20 protein-coding genes are annotated in these 18,353 nt (G+C 66.9%); 11 read left to right on the plus strand and 9 right to left on the minus strand.

The annotated features are described in order from the left end of the window. Window positions 1-105 precede the first annotated feature (105 nt). Together ACWIGM_RS01130 and ACWIGM_RS01135 are read left to right on the plus strand one after the other, a co-directional pair. Entirely contained in the window at window positions 106-459 is a 354-nt protein-coding gene (locus ACWIGM_RS01130; RefSeq protein ID WP_454024084.1) for a SnoaL-like domain-containing protein, read from the plus strand. Window positions 460-519: 60 nt separating this feature from the next. Beyond that, on the plus strand, window positions 520-999 hold the full coding sequence (locus tag ACWIGM_RS01135) for a hypothetical protein (RefSeq protein WP_454024085.1): 480 nt from the start codon (window positions 520-522) through the stop codon (window positions 997-999). Here the strand turns inward: ACWIGM_RS01135 and ACWIGM_RS01140 are convergent. The 3 genes from ACWIGM_RS01140 to ACWIGM_RS01150 form a co-directional block, all read right to left on the minus strand. After that, a complete protein-coding gene (locus tag ACWIGM_RS01140; RefSeq protein ID WP_454024086.1) occupies window positions 996-1,805 on the minus strand; it encodes an FAD binding domain-containing protein in 810 nt (269 codons plus the stop codon). The two genes, ACWIGM_RS01135 and ACWIGM_RS01140, sit on opposite strands and share 4 nt — an antisense overlap. A gap of 17 nt (window positions 1,806-1,822) precedes the next feature. Then, complete coding sequence (locus ACWIGM_RS01145; RefSeq protein WP_454024087.1) at window positions 1,823-4,186, minus strand: xanthine dehydrogenase family protein molybdopterin-binding subunit; 2,364 nt, start codon at window positions 4,184-4,186, stop codon at window positions 1,823-1,825. Between the two features lie 106 nt (window positions 4,187-4,292). Continuing rightward, window positions 4,293-4,793, minus strand: a complete 501-nt coding sequence (locus tag ACWIGM_RS01150) for a (2Fe-2S)-binding protein (RefSeq protein ID WP_454024088.1) — start codon at window positions 4,791-4,793, stop codon at window positions 4,293-4,295. 338 nt (window positions 4,794-5,131) lie between these two features. On the opposite strand from ACWIGM_RS01150, the gene ACWIGM_RS01155 reads away from it, so the two are divergent. Beyond that, a complete protein-coding gene (locus ACWIGM_RS01155; protein WP_454024089.1) occupies window positions 5,132-6,475 on the plus strand; it encodes a methyl-accepting chemotaxis protein in 1,344 nt (447 codons plus the stop codon). A 3-nt stretch (window positions 6,476-6,478) separates the two neighbouring features. Here ACWIGM_RS01155 and ACWIGM_RS01160 read toward each other — a convergent pair whose 3' ends face one another. Then, window positions 6,479-6,931, minus strand: a complete 453-nt coding sequence (locus ACWIGM_RS01160; RefSeq protein WP_454024090.1) for an SRPBCC family protein — start codon at window positions 6,929-6,931, stop codon at window positions 6,479-6,481. Between the two features lie 167 nt (window positions 6,932-7,098). On the opposite strand from ACWIGM_RS01160, the gene pcaB reads away from it, so the two are divergent. The 3 genes from pcaB (at window position 7,099) to pcaC (ending at window position 9,740) form a co-directional block, all read left to right on the plus strand. Continuing rightward, complete coding sequence (gene pcaB, locus ACWIGM_RS01165; RefSeq protein ID WP_454024091.1) at window positions 7,099-8,469, plus strand: 3-carboxy-cis,cis-muconate cycloisomerase; 1,371 nt, start codon at window positions 7,099-7,101, stop codon at window positions 8,467-8,469. 84 nt (window positions 8,470-8,553) lie between these two features. Further along, window positions 8,554-9,333, plus strand: a complete 780-nt coding sequence (gene pcaD / locus ACWIGM_RS01170; protein ID WP_454024092.1) for a 3-oxoadipate enol-lactonase — start codon at window positions 8,554-8,556, stop codon at window positions 9,331-9,333. Between the two features lie 11 nt (window positions 9,334-9,344). Continuing rightward, complete coding sequence (pcaC, locus tag ACWIGM_RS01175; protein ID WP_454024093.1) at window positions 9,345-9,740, plus strand: 4-carboxymuconolactone decarboxylase; 396 nt, start codon at window positions 9,345-9,347, stop codon at window positions 9,738-9,740. Window positions 9,741-9,759: 19 nt separating this feature from the next. Here the strand turns inward: pcaC and ACWIGM_RS01180 are convergent, their stop codons facing one another. Both ACWIGM_RS01180 and ACWIGM_RS01185 read right to left on the minus strand, forming a co-directional pair. Continuing rightward, window positions 9,760-10,275 carry a flavin reductase family protein gene (locus ACWIGM_RS01180; protein ID WP_454024094.1) on the minus strand — a complete coding sequence of 172 codons (516 nt, stop codon included), beginning with the start codon at window positions 10,273-10,275 and terminating at the stop codon, window positions 9,760-9,762. 134 nt (window positions 10,276-10,409) lie between these two features. Then, window positions 10,410-11,096, minus strand: a complete 687-nt coding sequence (locus ACWIGM_RS01185) for a GntR family transcriptional regulator (protein ID WP_454024095.1) — start codon at window positions 11,094-11,096, stop codon at window positions 10,410-10,412. Window positions 11,097-11,218: 122 nt separating this feature from the next. Between ACWIGM_RS01185 and ACWIGM_RS01190 the strand changes: the two genes are divergently transcribed. The 4 genes from ACWIGM_RS01190 to ACWIGM_RS01205 all read left to right on the plus strand — a co-directional run bounded on the left by ACWIGM_RS01190 (window position 11,219) and on the right by ACWIGM_RS01205 (window position 14,265). Beyond that, window positions 11,219-11,557, plus strand: a complete 339-nt coding sequence (locus tag ACWIGM_RS01190) for a cupin domain-containing protein (protein ID WP_454024096.1) — start codon at window positions 11,219-11,221, stop codon at window positions 11,555-11,557. Then, a complete protein-coding gene (locus ACWIGM_RS01195; RefSeq protein ID WP_454024097.1) occupies window positions 11,554-12,786 on the plus strand; it encodes an FAD-binding oxidoreductase in 1,233 nt (410 codons plus the stop codon). The genes ACWIGM_RS01190 and ACWIGM_RS01195 overlap by 4 nt, the downstream gene beginning before the upstream one ends. A gap of 65 nt (window positions 12,787-12,851) precedes the next feature. Then, window positions 12,852-13,262 carry a DUF3574 domain-containing protein gene (locus tag ACWIGM_RS01200; RefSeq protein WP_454024098.1) on the plus strand — a complete coding sequence of 137 codons (411 nt, stop codon included), beginning with the start codon at window positions 12,852-12,854 and terminating at the stop codon, window positions 13,260-13,262. A gap of 130 nt (window positions 13,263-13,392) precedes the next feature. After that, window positions 13,393-14,265, plus strand: coding sequence for a bile acid:sodium symporter family protein (locus ACWIGM_RS01205; protein ID WP_454024099.1), 873 nt, complete (start codon window positions 13,393-13,395; stop codon window positions 14,263-14,265). A gap of 3 nt (window positions 14,266-14,268) precedes the next feature. On the opposite strand, the gene ACWIGM_RS01210 is transcribed toward ACWIGM_RS01205, so the two are convergent. The 3 genes from ACWIGM_RS01210 to ACWIGM_RS01220 all read right to left on the minus strand — a co-directional run bounded on the left by ACWIGM_RS01210 (window position 14,269) and on the right by ACWIGM_RS01220 (window position 17,723). Beyond that, the gene (locus tag ACWIGM_RS01210; RefSeq protein WP_454024100.1) at window positions 14,269-15,516 is read right to left on the minus strand and encodes an NAD(P)/FAD-dependent oxidoreductase; all 1,248 of its coding nucleotides are present in this window, start codon (window positions 15,514-15,516) and stop codon (window positions 14,269-14,271) included. A gap of 188 nt (window positions 15,517-15,704) precedes the next feature. Beyond that, complete coding sequence (gene ctlX, locus ACWIGM_RS01215; RefSeq protein WP_454024101.1) at window positions 15,705-16,652, minus strand: citrulline utilization hydrolase CtlX; 948 nt, start codon at window positions 16,650-16,652, stop codon at window positions 15,705-15,707. A gap of 21 nt (window positions 16,653-16,673) precedes the next feature. Then, window positions 16,674-17,723, minus strand: coding sequence for an ornithine cyclodeaminase (locus ACWIGM_RS01220; protein ID WP_454024102.1), 1,050 nt, complete (start codon window positions 17,721-17,723; stop codon window positions 16,674-16,676). Between the two features lie 139 nt (window positions 17,724-17,862). Between ACWIGM_RS01220 and ACWIGM_RS01225 the strand changes: the two genes are divergently transcribed. Further along, window positions 17,863-18,306, plus strand: coding sequence for an Lrp/AsnC family transcriptional regulator (locus ACWIGM_RS01225; RefSeq protein ID WP_454024103.1), 444 nt, complete (start codon window positions 17,863-17,865; stop codon window positions 18,304-18,306). The last annotated feature ends 47 nt before the right edge of the window (window positions 18,307-18,353 follow it).

The following is an 18,353-nucleotide window of genomic DNA, read 5'->3' on the forward strand; positions in this document are numbered from 1 at the left end:
GCGCGCGGCCGGCGGTGACGGAAGCGGCACTGATGCAGGGCGCTCTGCTGCCACGATCGGGACAGGGGTGGAGACTACCATCATGCCCTCATTGAGGAGGTGCCAATGACCACGCAGGATCTCGCCAACGATTTCGTCGCCCTGCTGAAGGAGGGCAAGCACGACGAGGCGGCCGCGACCTACAATGCCGCGGACATCGCCAGTTTCGAGAATATGCCCGGGCCGATGGCCGAGTGCCACGGCAAGGAGGCGGTGAAGGGCAAGGGCGAATGGTGGACCGCCAATCACGAGGTGCACGAGTTCACCACCGCGGGCCCCTATCTCAACGGCGACCAGTTCGCCGTGCACTTCTACTTCGACGTGACCGTCAAGGAGAGCGGCGAGCGCCGCAAGATGCACGAGATCGGGCTCTACACGGTGAAGAACGGCAAGATCGTCGAGGAGCGGTTCTTTTATTGAGCCGCAGCTTCGCGCGCTTGCTGTACCTCTGAGGCGCCGGTCCGCCGCGAAAGGCCTGTCATGACCCGTCACGTCGTTTCCGCTCCGCAGGTCAGCCGCCGTCATGTCCAGAGGATCGAAGGCTCTCCGGCGAGGGCCTTCGCGCTGCTCTGCCCCTCTGCCGAGGAGGATTGGCTCGATGGCTGGCGCTTCGAGATGGTGCATTCCATCTCGGGCGTGGCGGAGAAAGGCTGCGTCTTCCTGACCCGGCAGCACGGCGCCGAGCCGACCTTGTGGTTCACCAGCGACTACGAGCCGGACGAGCGCATCCGCTTCATCCGCTTCACGCCGGGGGCAGCGGTGACGGAGATCGACATCCGCCTCACGCCCACGGCGCATGGCTGCGATGTCGACATCCGTTACACCGTGACCGGCCTGGCGCCCGGGTCGGAAGCGGCGCTCGCCGCTTTTTCTGCGGAACGCTGGACCGCGATGATGGACTTCTGGGAGCGGTCGATGAACCACTACCTGAAGACCGGCGAGCGCCTGCCTGCCGGCTAGCCCGCCTTCCCCGTCGCCTGCGCCACGGCCTGCTTGGCCATCACGCCGATCAGATGGGCGCGATACTCGGCGTCGGCATGGATGTCGCCATTGATGCCCTTGGCGGTGTGCTTGAGGCCGTCGAGCGATTTGGCGGCGAAGCGCGCCTTCAGTGCAGCCTCCGCTTCCGGCCAGCGGAAGACGCCGCCCTCGCCCGCGCCCGTCACCGCGACGGCGATCTCGCTGCCGCGCTTGGCGACGAAGACGCCGACCAGCGCATAGCGCGAAGCCGGGTTGCGGAACTTGGCATAGCCGGCCCTGGAGGCGACCGGGAACGAGACCTTGACGATGATCTCGCCCTCGTCCAGCGCCGTCTCGTAGAGGCCGCTGAAGAATTCTTCCGCCGGCAGCTTGCGCTTGTTGGTCACCACCGTCGCGCCGAGCGCCAGCAGCGCCGCCGGATAATCGGCCGCCGGGTCGTTGTTGGCGACCGAGCCGCCGATCGTGCCGCGATGGCGCACATGCGGGTCGCCGATATGGCTGGCGAGATAAGCCAGCGCCGGGATCGCCTCCTGCACCTCCGGCGAGGCGGCGACTTCGGCATGGGTCGTCATCGCGCCGATCACGAGGTTGCGGCCCTTGCGGGCGATGCCCTTGAGGTCGGCGCAGGATGAGAGGTCGACCAGCGCGCCGGGCGAAGCCAGGCGCTGCTTCATCGTCGGCAGCAAGGTGTGGCCGCCGGCGAGCAGCTTGGCGTCCTCCTTCTTGGCAAGGAGGCTGGCGGCCTGTCGCGCGGTCGCCGGGCGGTGATAGGTGAAGGCGTACATCGTCTCGTCCTTTCAGATCACTCGGCAGCCATGCGGCTGAGCGTTTTCTGGGCGGCGCGCCAGACGGCCTGCGGCGTCGCCGGCATGGCGATGTCCTCATGGCCGAGCGCGTCGGTGATGGCGTTGATGACCGCGGGCGGCGCGGCGATGGCGCCGGCCTCGCCGCAGCCCTTGATCCCCAGCGGGTTCGACGGGCACGGCGTCACCGTCATGCCGACCTCGAAGGACGGCAAATCGTCGGCGCGCGGCATGCAGTAGTCCATGAAGCTCGCGGTCACGAGCTGGCCGTCGGTGTTGTAGCGGGCGCCTTCGAGCAGCGCCTGGCCGACGCCCTGGGCGATGCCGCCATGGACCTGGCCCTCGACGATCATCGGGTTGATGACATTGCCGAAATCGTCGACCGCGGCCCAGCGCTCGATTCTGGTGATACCGGTGTCAGGATCGATCTCGAGCTCGCAGATATGGACGCCGGCCGGGAAGGTGAAGTTGGTCGGATCGTAGAACGCGCCCTCCTTCAGCCCGGGCTCGAGATCCTGGCCGTTGAACTTGTGGGCGACATAGGCCTGCAGCGCGCAGGAGCCGAAATCGAGCTTCCGGTCGGTGCCCTTGACGGTGAAGTTGCCGTCCTTGAAGTCGATATCGGCTTCGTCGGCCTCCAGCACATAGGCCGCGACCTTCTTGCCCTTGGCGATCACCTTGTCGATCGCCTTGAAGATCGCCGACATGCCGACCGCGCCCGAGCGCGAGCCATAGGTGCCCATGCCCATCTGCACCTTGTCGGTGTCGCCATGGACGATCGAGACGTTCTCCAGCGGCACGCCGAGCCGGTCGGAGACGAGCTGGGCGAAGGTCGTCTCATGGCCCTGGCCATGGCTGTGCGAGCCGGTCAAAACCTCGATCGTGCCGACCGGATTGACCCGGACCTCGGCCGATTCCCATAGACCGACGCCGGCGCCGAGCGAGCCCACCGCCGCGGAGGGGGCGATGCCGCAAGCCTCGATATAGGCGGAGAAGCCGATGCCGCGCAGCTTGCCGTTACGGCCGGAATCGCGGCGGCGCTTCGGAAAGCCTTTGTAATCAATGATCTCCAGCGCCTTCTTCAGCGCGGCGCCGTAATTGCCGGTGTCGTACATCATGATCACCGGCGTCTGGTGCGGGAACTTCCTGATGAAGTTCTGCGTGCGGAACTTGGCGGGGTCCTTGCCGAGCTGGCGCGCCGCGACCTCGACGAGGCGCTCGACCACGAAGGTTGCCTCGGGCCGGCCAGCGCCCCTGTAGGCATCGACCGGGGCGGTATTGGTGTAGACCGCGTCGACCTCGCAATAGATCGCCGGGATATCGTACTGGCCCGACAGCAGCGGCGCATAGAGATAGGTCGGCACAGAGGAAGAGAAGGTCGAGAGATAGGCGCCGAGATTGGCCGTCGTCTTGACCCGCATCGCCAGCATCTTGCCGTCGGCGTCCATGGCGAGCTCGGCATGGGTGACATGGTCGCGGCCATGCGCGTCGGAGAGGAAGGCCTCGGTCCGGTCCGAGGTCCACTTCACCGGCCGGCCGACCTTCTTCGCCACCCAGACGCAGACCGTCTCCTCGGCATAGATGAAGATCTTCGAGCCGAAGCCGCCGCCGACATCCGGCGCGATCACCCGCAGCTTGTTCTCCGGCGCAATGCCGATGAAGGCCGAGAGCACCAGCCGCGCCACATGCGGGTTCTGGCTGGTGGTGTAGAGCGTGAAGGCGCCCTCGCCCTGATCGTAATCGCCGACCGCGGCGCGCGGCTCCATCGGATTCGGCACCAGCCGGTTGTTGACGATGTCGAGTCTGGTGACGTGCTTGGCTGCCTTGAACGCGGCGTCCGTCGCGCCCTTGTCGCCAAGGTGCCAGTTGAACACCGTGTTGTCCGGCGCCTCGGCATGGACCTGCGTCTTCGCCTTGGCCGCGGTCGCGGTGTCGACCACCGCCGGCAGCACGCCATAGTCGACGACGATCGCCTCGGCCGCGTCGCGCGCCTGCGCCAGCGTCTCGGCGACGACCACAGCGACATGGTCGCCGACATAGCGGACCTTGCCCTGGGCGAGCGCCGGATGCGGGCCGGCCTTCATCGGCGAGCCGTCCTTGGAATGGATCATCCAGCCGCAGATCAAACCACCGACCTTGTCGGCAGCGAGGTCGTCGCCGGTGAAGATGCCGAGCACGCCCGGCATTGCCGCCGCAGCCTTGGTGTCGATCTTCTTCAGCGTGGCATGCGCATGCGGCGAGCGCAGAAAATAGGCATGGGCCTGCCCCGGCCGGTTGATGTCGTCGGTGTAGCGGCCCTGGCCGGTGATGAAGCGATGGTCTTCCTTGCGGCGGACGGGAGCGCCGATTCCGGTGGCGGACATGGATTCCTCCTGGCGTGGCGTCTCTTGGCGGGCGCTATCAGCATGTTTCGGGGATCACATCGGAAGAAGGCCGCGCCGGTCCTGCCTGCGCAGCTACGGGAGCGTGCTATTCGGCGGCCTGCCTGACCGGGGCTGCGCCCTTGCCCATCGCCTGCGCGCCGGCGGCGACCGCCTTGACGATGTTGTGGTAGCCGGTGCAGCGGCAGATGTTGCCATCGAGATCCTCGCGGATCGTCTTCTCGTCGAGATCGTTGCCGCGCCGGTTCACGATATCGACTGCCGCCATGATCATGCCCGGGGTGCAGAAGCCGCATTGCAGGCCGTGATGCTCGCGGAAGGCCTCCTGCATCGGATGCAGCGCCCCGCCATTGGCCAGCCCCTCGATCGTGGTCACGGAAGCGCCTTCGCAGGCCAGCGCCAACGTGGTGCAGGATTTCACCGCCTTGCCATCGAGATGGACGACGCAGGCACCGCACTGGCTGGTGTCGCAGCCCACATGGGTGCCGGTCAGCCTCAGATTCTCGCGCAGGAACTGCACCAGGAGGGTGCGTGGGTCGACATTCGCGGTGACGGGCTTGCCGTTCACCGTCATGGACAGGTTGGCCATGGGGCACTCCTCCGAAAGCCTGTTTTCCGGCGCGGCCCAGGACATCTCGAGGGTCACGCGATCCACGCGCCGGCCCGTCACGGGCCGGCGGAGAATTTTCCTTGGAACAACTCGAAAAGGAGTGTGGACCCGGGATTTTCTGCGGTCAAGCGGACAGCCATGTCGCAGGCGGGGCGGTTTGGCGACGTTTTTGCATGATTTCGGCGAAGCGGAGCGGAAAGGCCTTCCTGCTCGCCATAACCCGCCAGGCCGGGACTTTCGTGGAATCTTAACCACGCATGTGCAGCATCGTCGGTCGGAATGACGATCACCGATCGTCGCGCTCACGGATGGCGCGGTTGGCCTCGATCCTCGAACACGTCCAGCGTCGCCTGACGGCGATCGGCTATGACGAGCGTCAGCGCCGGCGCCTGCGCCGCTATCGCGCCATTGTCGAGCGCGTCATCGTCGAGGTCGTCGAGCAGGATTTCGCGCGTGCCTTCGCTATCCATCCGCTGCTGAAACCGGCAGTCGAACCGGCCGCGGCCGAGCTTTACGCCGCCGAGGCCAATCATTTCCGCCTGCTGTTCGAGGGCGATTTCGACCAGCGCTATTGCGACTCGCTGGAGCGGCTCACCCTTCTCGAGCGTCATGGCCAGGTCGGCGCCCGCGCCCGCGCCTCGATCGCCTTCACCCTGTTCCGCATCTTCCTCGAGGAGAGCCGCACGCGCCTCGTCTTCTCGCGGCGCGACATCCCGCACGACCTCTTCATCATCGAGCGGGTGCTGACCTATGACGTCAACACCGCCATGTCGCTCGATCGGGAGTTCGAAGCGGCCGAAGCCCGCCGCCGCGGCGTGGCGCTCGACGAGGTCGCCGCGACCCTGACCTCGCGCATCGGTCAACTCGACAGCACGATCAGCAACGCCGTCGATCTGTTCGTCGAAACCGCGGGCGAGACCTCGGCCGCGAGCAGCTTCATCAAGGATCAGGTCGGCTCCGTCGCCCAGACGTCGCTGCTCGTGCGCGAGAAGGCGATGCAGACCGCCGCCGCAACCGAAGAGATGTCGGCGAACATCGCCGAGATCGGCCAGCGCGCGCGCCAGAGCCTGGAGATCGCCAACCGGGCCGTCGCCGACGCGCAGGCGATGGACGGCGCGATCGCAAGATTGCGCGATGTCACCCGCAGCATCGAGACCGTGGTCGGCATGATCGCCGACATCGCCGCACAGACCAACCTGCTCGCCCTCAATGCCACGATCGAGGCGGCCCGTGCCGGGGAATCCGGCCGGGGCTTCGCCGTGGTCGCGGCGGAGGTGAAGTCGCTGGCGACGCAGACGGCTTCGGCGACGCAGGAGATCGCGGCGCAGATCGCCGAGCTGTCTGCCAGCGCCGAAGCCTGTGGCCAGCGTGCCACCTCGATCGGCGCGACGATCGGCGAGATCAAGGCGGATTCCGAAGCGATTTCGGACGCGGTCGCCCAGCAGAGCAGCGTCACCGGCGGCATCGCCCGGCATGCGGCCGAGGTCGCGCACGGCTCGGACGAGGCGATCGACAGTGCGACCCGCGTCAACGACAGCCTGGGCAAGACCGAGAAGGCGCTGGAGCGCGCCAATGCCGCCGCCGCCGATATCGCGCTTCAGGTCGGCGCGGCGGAAGCGACGGTCAGCGAGGCGCTTGCCGCATTGCGCAAGGCCTCCTGAGCATCAGCCTTCGCTCACCGCCTTGGCAAAATTGGCGAAGAACTCGTCGGCCAGCTTCTTCGAGACCGAATCGATCAGCCGCGAGCCCAGCTGCATCAGCTTGCCGCCGACCTGCGCCTCGACCTCGTAACGCAGCAGGGTCTGCCCGCCTTCGGCCTCTTCGAGCGCGACCTTGGCGCCGCCCTTGGCGAAGCCGGCGATGCCGCCCTCGCCTTCGCCGACGATGCGATAGCCGTTCGGCGGGTCGAGGTCCTGCAATTCGACCTTGCCCTTGAAGGTCGCCTTCACCGGGCCGAGCTTGACCTTCACAATCGCCGAGAAATGCGTGTCGTCGTCCTTGATGAGCTGCTCGCAGCCGGGAATGCAGGCTTTCAGCACCTCGGCGTCGTTGAGCTTCTCCCAGACCACCTGCTTGGCCGCGGGCAGCATCGCCTCGCCGGTCATCGTCATTGCCATGGGCTTGCTCCTCACCGCTCTCGAGGCCACTGACATGTTGCAGCCGGCCCGGCCCCGGGTCTATCCAAGGTCCGCCTAATCCATGACCGGAAAGCACCGGCGCGCACAAGAGGACGAAGCTGGGATGTGGGTTGCAGCGACCGCTCCGCAGAATGGCACGTCCGGGCATGGCTGATGGCGGACTCTACGGCGAACTCTTCGCCGATCACGAGATGGCGGCGCTGCTCGACGAGCGCGCCGCGCTGCAGGGCATGCTCGACTTCGAGACCGCCCTCGCCCGGGCCGAGGCGGATGTCGGCGTCATCCCCGCCGCGGCAGCCGATATCATCGCCACGCAGTGCAAGGCCGAGCTCTACGACATCGCCGCGATCGGCAAGGCCGCGACGCTCGCCGGCAATCCGGCGATCCCGCTGGTCAAGGCGCTGACCGCACGCGTCGCCGCAGTCGATGCCGAAGCGGCGAAATGGGTGCATTACGGCGCGACCAGCCAGGACGTGATCGATTCAGGTCATGCCCAGCAGTATCACGCGGCCTGGGAGCTGCTGCTGGAGCGCTCGGCCCGCCTCGCCCATGCGCTCGCCGAACTCGCAAGAGAGCACCGCCGCACGCCGATGATCGGCCGCACCTTCCTGCAGCATGCGGTGCCGATCTCCTTCGGGCTGAAAGCCGCCAACTGGCTCAGCCCGATCGTCTCCTTCCACGACGACTTCATGATCTGGGGCCAGTCCGCCCATCAGCTCGGCGGCGCCGCCGGCAGCCTCGCCTCGCTCGGCGACAAGGCCGATGCGGTGTCGGAGGCCTTCGCCCGCATCATGCCCTCGATCGGCGCCGCCCGCGTGCCCTGGCACAGCGAGCGCCGCCGCCCGGCCCGGATCGCGGCCGAGCTCGGCCTGCTTCTCGGCCATCTCGGCAAGATGGCCGGGGACATCGCCCTGATGGCGCAGACCGAGATCGGCGAGCTCGCCGAGCCGGAGGCGCCCGGCAAGGGCGGCTCCTCGGCCATGCCGCACAAGCGCAATCCGGTGCTGTGCACGCTGATCCTCACTGCGGCAAGGCGCACGCCGGGGCTGGTCGCGACCATGCTCGCGGCGATGCCGCAGGAGCATGAGCGCGCCATCGGTGGCTGGCATGCCGAATGGCCGACGCTGCGCGAGCTCTTCCTGATCGCCGGCTCGGCCCTGAACCAGGCGGTCGCCCTGATCGAGGGGCTTCAGGTCTTCCCGGAGCAGATGCAGTACAATCTCGACCTCACCAACGGGCTGGTGATGGCCGAGCGCGTCTCGCTCGCGCTGGCGCAGACGATCGGCCGCGGCGAGGCGCATCACCTGCTCGAGGAAGCCAGCCGCGACTGCCTCGCCAGCGGCCGCCATCTCAGGGATGTCCTCGCCGATCATCCGAAGCTCGCCGGCAAGCTTTCGCCGGAAGTGCTCGACGACCTGTTCGACCCCACCACCTATCGCGGCGCCACCGACGCGATCATCGACCGCATCCTCGTCCTCTACGAGGAGGAGCGGGAATACATGGGCGGCAATGCCTGAGAATCCCGCCGAGCCGCCACGGTCTTCAGGCCAACGCATTTCGATCACTGAAGGTGGCGAGCTCGCCGCCGGGAGGAAGATGCTATGACGATGATGACGATCCGCGGTGAGCCGTTCCATGTCCGGATCGACGGCGATGCCGGCGCCCCGGCGCTGCTGCTCTCGAACTCGCTCGGCACCAACCTCTCGATGTGGGATCCGCAGGTCGCGCAATGGGCGAAGCATTTCCGCGTCGTCCGCTATGACAGCCGCGGCCATGGCCGCTCGGCCGCGCCGGACAAGCCCTATTCGATCGCCATGCTGGCCGACGACGCGCTCGCCATCCTCGACGCACTCGGCATCGGGACGGCGCATTGGTGCGGCCTCTCGAAGGGCGGCATGGTCGGCCAGTGGCTCGCCACCCATCATGGCGAGCGCTTCGGCAAGGTCGTTCTCGCCAATACCGGCGCCTATATGGGACCGCCGGAGAACTGGGAGACCCGCATCCGCAATGTCCGCCAGAACGGCATGGCGGTGATGGTGCAGCCGACGCTGGAGCGCTGGTTCAGCCCGGCCTTCCGCGAACGCGACACGGACACGATCGCCAAGGTCAGCGAGATGCTCGCGACCACGCCGCCGCTCGGCTACGCCAATTGCTGCGCCGCGATCCGCGACATGGACCAGCGCGGAACGATCAACGCGATCCGCAATCGCGTCCTCGTCGTCATCGGCAAGGTCGATCCGGCGACGCCGCCCGAGGCCGGCCACTTCATCGCCGATACGATACCGGGCGCGCAGCGCATCGAGCTCGACGCCGCCCATCTCTCCAATCTCGAGCAACCGGCCGCCTTCACCAGGGCCGTGCTCGACTTCCTCAAGGGCTAAGGACCAACGCGATGGACGATAAGAGCCGCTACGATGCGGGCATGAAGACCCGGCGGTCGGTGCTGGGCGCGGCCTATGTCGACAAGGCCAGTGCCGGGATCACCGACTTCACCCGCGACTGGCAGGAATTCATCACCCGCACCGCCTGGAACGACATCTGGAACCGGCCCGGCCTGCCCCTGCGCGAGCGCTCGATCATCGTGCTCTCGATCGCCACCGCACTGGGCGCCTGGGGCGAGTTCCGCATCCATGTCCGCGGCGCCCTCAACAACGGGCTCTCCCGCGACGACATCAAGGAAGTGCTGATCCAGACGGCGGTCTATGCCGGCGTGCCCGCCTCCAACCATGCCTTCAAGGAGGCTGCGTCGGTGTTCGCCGAGATCGACGCCGAAGCCGGCAAGGGTTGACGCGAGAATTCGGCTGAGGTCAGACGCCGCCGAAGCGACGGTGGCGGTAGACCAGCCCCGGCCCTGAGCCGCCGCCGCCGAGCGCGACCACCTGACCGATCACAACGCGATGCGTCGCGACCCGGTGGACTGCGGCGACGCGGCAGTCGAAGCTGGCGAGCGCGCTCGCCAGCGCCGGCGCGCCGGTCGAGAGCTCTCCCCACTCGCCAACGCCGAACCGGTCCTCTCCCGTCAGGCCGCGTCGGCCGGAGAAGACGAAGGCGAGCTCGTGGTCGGCCGCCGCCAGCGTATTGATGCAGAAGATGCCGCTCTCCTCGATCGCCGCCAATGTCCGGCTGGCGCCCTCGATGCAGACCAGCACAGTCGGCGGCGCATCCGAGACGGAAGCGACCGCTGTTGCGGTGAGGCCGGCGCGGCCCGCAGGTCCGACCGTCGTCACGATATGAGCCGCGCTCGCCACCTGCGCCATCGCCTCGCGAAAGGCCTGCGCTTGGGGACGCGACGCGCGTAAGGCGGCATCGACCATGTTGTTCATCGCCCAACTCTGCGCGAGGACACTGCCCTTTATCTAAGCGCGCAGGGGTAAAAGGCCAGTTTCAACAATTCTCGACATAATGGGCGTTTCTTCCGCAAGGTTAAGATATATCATCATGCGGCACACCGTCCCGTTCAGTCCCGCCGCAACGCCGCCAGCAATCCAGCGCGCAGATGGTGCATCAGCGCGTCGCTCGCCTCGGCGGCCGCGCCCGGCTCGCCGGCTACCAGAGCCTGGGCGAGGATCACATGATGATGCGCGGCCGGCACGAGATCGACCTGCCGGTCGAAGAAGTACCAGGCGCGGCGGATCAGCGCCTGCAACGGCTCGACGGCGCGGCTGGCATAGGGGCTGCGCGCCGCAGCCGCCACCAGAGCGTCGAGCTCCTTGTCGAAACGCATATAGGCGTTGACGTCGTCCGCCTGCGCCGCCTCGCGCATCGCCCGCGCCTTGGCGAGGATGGCGCTGCGTTCGCCAGGTCCGGCCCGCCTCGCCGCCTCGGCCGCGATCAGGCGCTCCAGCACCTCGCGCGCATCGAGCGCCGCCATCACGTCGATCGCGTCGATGGCGGTGACGACGACGCCCTTGCGCGGCAGGATCTCGACCAGCCCCTGCTGCGCCAGCCTTATCAGCGCTTCGCGAACCGGCGTGCGGCCGACGCCGACGAGTTCGATCATCTGCGCCTCGGTCAGCACCGCGCCCGGCCGCAGCGACAAGGTCACGATCGCCTCTTCGAGACGGCGATAGGCCAGATCGGACAGGCTCGCCGTGGCGCGAACGCCGACGGCATCCTCAGCGGAAACGCGGGCCTCCTCGGTCATAGATGGCTCCGGCGATGCTTGACGCTTGGGATGCCATTGATATATCAGAACTTCCCGCAGGATCGCAAGGCAGGCGCATCAGCCCGCCAGTCGTAAAAAAGATTCCGCGCATGGAGGCCGACATGGCGTTCGCCTGTACGATCCCCGCCGTCGCCACGCTCCAGCAGGACGATGATACGATCCGGATCACGCGCTGGGATTTCGAACCGGGCGCGGTCACCGGCTGGCACAGCCATGGCTGGCCCTATTTCGTGATCATGCTGGTCTCCGGCACCCTGCGCATCCATGACGGTGCCAAGGCGACCGACGTGCCGCTGGCGCAGGGCCAGGCCTATATGCGCCAGGCCGGTATCCAGCACGATGTGATGAACGGCTCGCCCCATCCGATCGCCTTCGTCGAGATCGAGGTGAAACAGCCGGCCGCCCTCAAGCTCCTGCCCGAGGCCCTGCCCACCACATGAAGATCGCGATCATCGGCGCCGGCATCGTCGGCACGGCCACCGCCCATGCCTTGCTTGACGAGGGCCACGAGGTCCTGATCCTCGATAAGGAAGGGCCGGCCTTCGGGCCTTCGCGCGGCAATGCCGGCATCATCGCGCATACCGACGTGCTGCCGATCGCCAGCCCGAACATGCTGCGCAAGGTGCCGGGCTTCCTGCTCGACCCGCTCGGGCCGCTGGCGATCCGCCTCGGCTATCTCCCGCAATTGCTGCCCTGGCTGGCGCGCTTCCTGCTCGCCGCACGCCCCGCCGCCTATGAGCGCTCGATCGCCGGCATGATCGCCATCCAGCAGCTGGCGCTGCCTGCCTGGCTGGCGCGCGCCGAAAAAGCTGGCCTCGGCGGGCACATCCATCGCCGCGGGGCGCTCTATACCTATCGCGATGCGAACGACACCGCCGGCCTTGAAGCGCTCGCCCGGCGCCAGCGCGCCGCCGGCATCGCAGTCGACATGCTGCAGCCGCAGGAACTGCGCCAGCTCGAGCCGGCGCTGAAGGATCGCTTCGCCGGCGCAGCCTTCCACCCCGACGCCGCCCATATCAGCGATCCGCTCGCCCTCACCATGGCGCTCTTCGAAGCTGCGCTGGCGCGCGGAGCCACGTTCGAGAAAGCCGAGGTCGCCAACATCTCGATGGGCGAGCGCCCTGCCCTGATCGGCCCTGACGGCTGGCAGCGCGTCGTCGACCGCGTCGTCGTCGCGGCCGGCGCCTGGTCGAAGCCATTGGCGGCGGCGATGGGTGACAGGATCCCGCTCGACACCGAGCGCGGCTACAATGTCAGCTTCCCCGGTGTGACCGGCCTGGCCAGCCGCCCGATCGGCTTCAAGGATGACGGCTTCGTCATGACCCCGCTCGAAAGCGGCCTGCGTATCGGCGGCGCGGTCGAATTCGGCGGGCTGCAGGCGCCGCCGAACCATGCCCGCACCAAGGCGCTCTACGACAAGGCGGCGAAGCTGGTGGACGGGCTGCCGCCCTTCGACAGCGGCCGGCTCTGGATGGGCTTCCGGCCCTCGCTGCCGGATTCCCTGCCCGTCATCGGCAAGGCGAGCCGCAACCCCAATGTCGTCTACGCCTTCGGTCACGGCCATTACGGCATGACCCAGTCGACGGCGACGGCCGGTCTCGTCGCCGCGCTGATCGGCGGCCGACCGCCTGCGATCGACCTCGGTCATTTCAGCCCGCAGCGCTTCTGAAGCGGCAGCGCGCGGCGTATAGCTCAGGCGGCTGAATCGACCTCTCAGCCGGCAGGAGCAAGGCCATGATCCGACTCAGCTTTGCGCTTCTGCTCGCGAGCATGCTCGCCGGTTGCGCCAGCCTCGCGCCGCAGACCTGCGCGCCCGGCCAGCAGGCGATGCTGGAGGCCGAGCTGCTCTTCGGCCGCAAGATCGGCGATCGTGTCGGCGTCAGCGAAGCCGCCTTCCGTCGTTTCGTCGACGAGGAGGTGACGCCGCGCTTCCCCGACGGCCTCACCATCCTCGACGCGAGCGGGCAATATCGCGACCGCGAACGCGGCACGCTGATCCGCGAGCCGAGCAAGCTCGTCCAGATCGCGACCATCGATGAAGCCGGGAATCACGAGAAGCTCGCCGCTGTCACCGAGGCCTACAAGCGCCGCTTCAACCAGCAATCGGTCGGGCTGATCCTGAAGCCGGCCTGCGCCTCGTTTTAACGTCAGATCGACCCGAGCGAGGAAACGGAAACCCTGTCGCAAAAAGAGTCCGCCTGATCAGTGGCGTAGCTGCACTTCCTCAACTAGCCTGACGCAACGGCATAGAAAATGCCGACAAGAGGGAACGTGCATGCAGGCCTCGATCCTGACCGATCTGCTGTTGCCGCTCGCCATCGGCATCGTCATGCTCGGACTTGGCCTCAGCCTGACGCTCGAGGATTTCCGCCGGGTCGCGCGCTATCCGCTCGCCGTCGGCTTCGGCCTCTTCCTGCAGGTCCTGCTGCTGCCGCTCGCCGCCTTCGCGATCGCGATCAGCCTGAAGCTCTCACCCGATCACGCCGTCGGCCTCATGCTGCTCGCCGCCGCTCCGGGTGGGGCGACCGCGAACATCTACAGCCACCTCGCCCGCGGCGACGTCGCGCTCAACATCACATTGACGGCGGTCAACAGCCTGCTCTGCCTGCTGACCCTGCCGATCGTGCTTGACCTCTCGCTCGGCTACTTCCTCGGCAATGGCCAATACGTGCCGCCGCCCCACCGCAAGGTGGTCGAGGTCGGCGCGATCATCCTGATCCCGGTCGCCATCGGCATGCTGCTGCGGGGGCGCGCCGAACGCTTCGCCATCCGCGCCGAGAAGCCGATCAAGATCTTCTCGATCCTCGTCCTCGTCGTGCTGATCGCCGGCGCGATCTACATGGAGCGGAAGGCATTGCTGCCGAGCCTGGTCGCGGTCGGCGGCGCCTGCCTCGCCTTCAACCTCGTCAGCATGCTCGCCGGCTATCTCGCCCCGCTGGCGCTGCGCCTGCCGAAGGGGCAGGCGATCGCCATCGCCATGGAGATCGGCATCCACAATGCGGCGCTGGCGATCTTCATCGCGCTCAACGTGCTGCGCAATCCGGCCGCGGCCGTGGTGCCCGGCATCTACAGCCTGGTCATGTACGTGACCGCCTCGGCCTTCGCCGTCTGGCTGGTGCGCAGAAGCACAGCCCTGCGCACCGCCTAAGCTTTAGGCGAACCGTGCCGGCGCGAACGGCGTCGGGTCGACGAAGACCTTCTGGCCGCTGACCATCTCGGCGACCATGCGGCCGGTCACCGCCGCCAGCGTCAACCCGTGATGGGCGTGGCCGAAGGAGAACCACAGATTCCGGTGCTTCGGCGCCGGGCCGATGATCGGCATCATGTCGGGCGTGCACGGCCGGTTGCCGAGCCAGGGCTCGGCGTCGAGCCGCTCGCCGAGCGGGAAAAGCGTCTTGGCGATCGGCTCGGCGCGGGCGAGCTGCACCGGCGTCTTCGGCGCACCGCGATTGGCGAACTCGGCGCCGGTGGTGAGGCGCACACCCTGGCGCATCGGCGCCAGGAAATAGCCGCGCTCGGTATCGAGCACCGGATGGTTCAGCACGGCGTTGCCGAGCGGCTTGTAATGCATGTGGTAGCCGCGCTTGACCGCCAGCGGCAGGTGGTAGCCGAGCCGGCGCGTCAGCACGTCGGCCCAGGGGCCGAGCGCCACGATCGCATCCATGCCGAGCGCCTTGGTGCCATCGGCCAGCGTCACGCTCCAGCGATCGCCGTCCTGCGCGAGCGTGCCGGCATCGCCCTGGGCAAAGCGCCCGCCCAGTTTCTCGAACAGCGCGAGGTAGGCCTTGGACAGGCCGAGCGGGTCGATCACCGTCACCGGGTCCGTCCAGTGCAGGCCGCCAATCAGGCTCTGGTCGAGATGCGGCTCCTCGGCGCGTAGGTCGGCAGCGTCGAGCGCGCGATGGTTCAGGCCGAAATCGCGCTGCCAGCGCGCCGCCTCGGCCAGGCGGGTCTCCTGCTCGAAGGGCGTCCGGAACACCTTCATCCAGCCCTTGCGGCGGAGCAGGTCGGTCGCGCCGGCTTCCTGCGCCAAAGCATCGTGCTCGGTCACGCAATGCTCGATCAGGGTCGCGTATTTATGGGCGATCGCCTCGTGATGCGAGGCGCGCGAATGCATCCAGTACGACCACAGGAACGGCGCAAGCTTGGGGATCGCGTTCCAATGATAGTGCGCGTCGATGGTGTTGTTCATCGCGTAGCGGATGAGCGCGCCGAAATCATGCGGGAAGCCGTAGGGGTAGACGCCCTCGCGCTGGATCAGGCCGGCATTGCCATAGCTGGTCTCGCCACCGGGCTGGCCGCGATCGACCAGCAGCACCGAGCGGCCCGCCTTCTGCAGATGCAGCGCCACCGAAATCCCGACGATGCCCGCCCCAACAACGATCGCATCCGTGCGCATCAATCCTGCCTCCGCCAGCCTTTCCCACCAGCAAGAATAGCGCCACCGCCGCCGCTGTCAGCCATTGCGTCGAATATTGCGGATAACCCGGCAAAGTTTCGCAGCTTCTGCCACGCATATTGCAGTGCAGCGATTCCGCTTGGCATCCAGGCTCATCTTGCGCAATTTTCTGCGCAGGCGCGAGTGCATCATTGCGGCGGGGCGAACGGGCGCGGCGTCAGGTGCACGCCGGCGATGGTGCAGCGGGTCGAGCCGCCGGCACGCTCGATCGTCGGGATCGCGAGCGGCAGCGGCCGAGCACTCTCGCCGATGATATCGAGCTGTCCGGGCGTCAGGGCAGAGAAGGCCGTTGTCGACAAGGCCAGGATGCGCCCGTTCCGCCCCTGGAGCTCGATCGCATTGCCGGCGAATTTCTCGATCTGCGCGTTGCTGAGCGGGATCACCTGGCGGCCGGCGCGCTCGAAACGATCGACGATCTCGCCACGCCGCGCCGCATCGGTGATCAGGTCGAGGCCGATCATGGCGAAATCGGTCGCAACGCACATCAGCACATTGGTGTGGTAGATGTCGGCGCCGTTGCCATCCTTGGCCGAGAACACCATCGGCTCGAAATTGAACTGGGTGCAGAAGCGCTCAAGGATGATGGGATCGGTGCGTTCGGATTTGGCGGCGTAGGCGATCCGGTCGATATGGTCGAGCACCATCGCGCCGGTGCCTTCCAAGAAGAGCCCGTCCGGTTCGAGACCGGAATAATCGATCACCTCCTGCACCCGGTAGCGGCGCTTCAACATCTCGATGACGTCGCTGCGGCGCTCACGCCGTCGGCTCACCGCCTTCATCGGATAGATCGCGACATGACCACCGGCATGGGTGGAGAACCAGTTGTTCGGGAAGACTGAATCCGGCGTCAGCGTGCCTTCGTCCTCGAACAGATGCACTGTGACGCCGTGCTGCTCCAGCAGCGCGGCCGCATCGGTAATCTCCTGGAAGGCGAGCTGCGCGAGGTCGGTCTCGTCACCGTCCATGCGCTGGAAATGATTGTCGGCGGCGGTCTCGGTGTTGACCGTGAAATGATGCGGCCGGACCATGACCACGGCCGAAGGAGCCTGGACGGAAAAGGCTGGCTGTCGTGCCATCGGAGCGTCTTTCGATAGGGGTCAGCGGGCGCGCTGCAGCATGCCGAACAGATCGCGCGGATCGTCGGGGTCGGCGATCATGTCGAGATTTTCGTAGAGATCCGTGCCGGCGATGCGCTCGCGCAGATAGCGCAGCGCCGAGAAATCCTCGATCGCAAAGCCGACGCTGTCGAAGAGTGTGATCTGCTGCGCCTCTCGCCGGCCCGGAACCTGCCCTGTGATGACGCGCCAGAGTTCGGTGATCGGGTAGTCCTTGTCCATCTGCTGGATCTCGCCCTCGATCCAGGTCTGCGGCGGGTATTCGACAAAGGTGTCGGCGCGCAGCAGGATGTCGCGGTGGAGCTCGGTTTTACCCGGGCAGTCGCCGCCGATGGCGTTCAGGTGAATGCCGCGCCCGACCATGTTGTCGGTCAGGATCGTCGCGAACTGCTTGTCGGCGGTGCAAGTGGTGATGATCTGCGCCCCCTCTACCACCGCTTGCGCCGTGCTGCAGGCGGTGACCGAGAGGCCGCTCCCTTGCAGATTGCGCAGCGTCTTCTCGGTGGCGGCCGGGTCGATGTCGTAGAGCCTGACCGCCTCGATGCCGACGACCGCCTTCATCGCCAGCGCCTGGAACTCGGCCTGGGCGCCATTGCCGATCATCGCCATGGTGCGGGCGCCCTTCGGCGCCAGGTATCGCGCCGCCATGGCGGAGGTCGCCGCCGTGCGTAGCGCGGTCAGCAGCGTCATCTCGGTGAGCAGGACAGGATAGCCGCTGGCGACCTCCGCCAGCAGGCCGAAGGCGGTGACCGTCTGCAGGCCGGAGGCAAAGTTCTTCGGATGGCCGTTGACATATTTGAAGCCGTAGCTGGTGCCGTCCGAGGTCGGCATCAGCTCGATCACGCCGTCGCGGGAATGGCTGGCGATGCGCGGCGTCTTGTCGAAGCTTTCCCAGCGCCGGAAATCCTCCTCGATGCGATCAGTGAGCTCGCGCAGCATCGTCTCAATGCCGACCCGGTGGACGAGGCGCATCATGTTGTCGACGCTGACGAAAGGCACCATCGCCTTGGCGGAGGGAGGAAGTGCGGTCATCGGTGGCGCCAGGTCCCGTGCTGTTGAGAGCTGACTCTACAGCCGGCGGCATGCTGGCCGAAATATCAGAACTGTGGCACTTCAGACAGTTGATTGAACAGTTTGCTCATATCGATTGTCCGTTCGGTCAGGAACCTCGATGGTCGCAGAGATCGCCAAATATATCCCCGACGCGCTCGACCGGGCGCTGATCACGCATCTGCGGGGCGATGGCCGCGCGTCGCTCTCCAAGCTCGCGACAATGCTGGGGGTCGCCCGCGGTACTGTCCAGAATCGGTTGGAACGGCTGATCGGGACCGGAACGCTGCTCGGCTTCACCGCCCGCGTCCGCGACGATTACGATGAAAATGCCGTGCATGCGGTGATGATGGTCGAGGTCGTCGGCAAGTCGACGACGCAGGTCATCCGCAAGCTGCGCGGACTGCCGGAAGTCCATACGCTGCACACCACCAACGGCAATTGGGATCTGGTCGCCAATATCCGGGCCGGCAGCCTCGCCGAATTCGACCGCGTCCTGCGCGAGGTCAGGATGATCGACGGCGTCGCGAACAGCGAAACCAGCCTGCTGCTGAGCAGCGTCTAGAGCCTGCGGATTTGGCTCGGAACCACCTCGTCATCCTGGACAAGCGG

The sequence above is a fragment of the Allobosea sp. NPDC055332 genome (genome assembly GCF_053645455.1).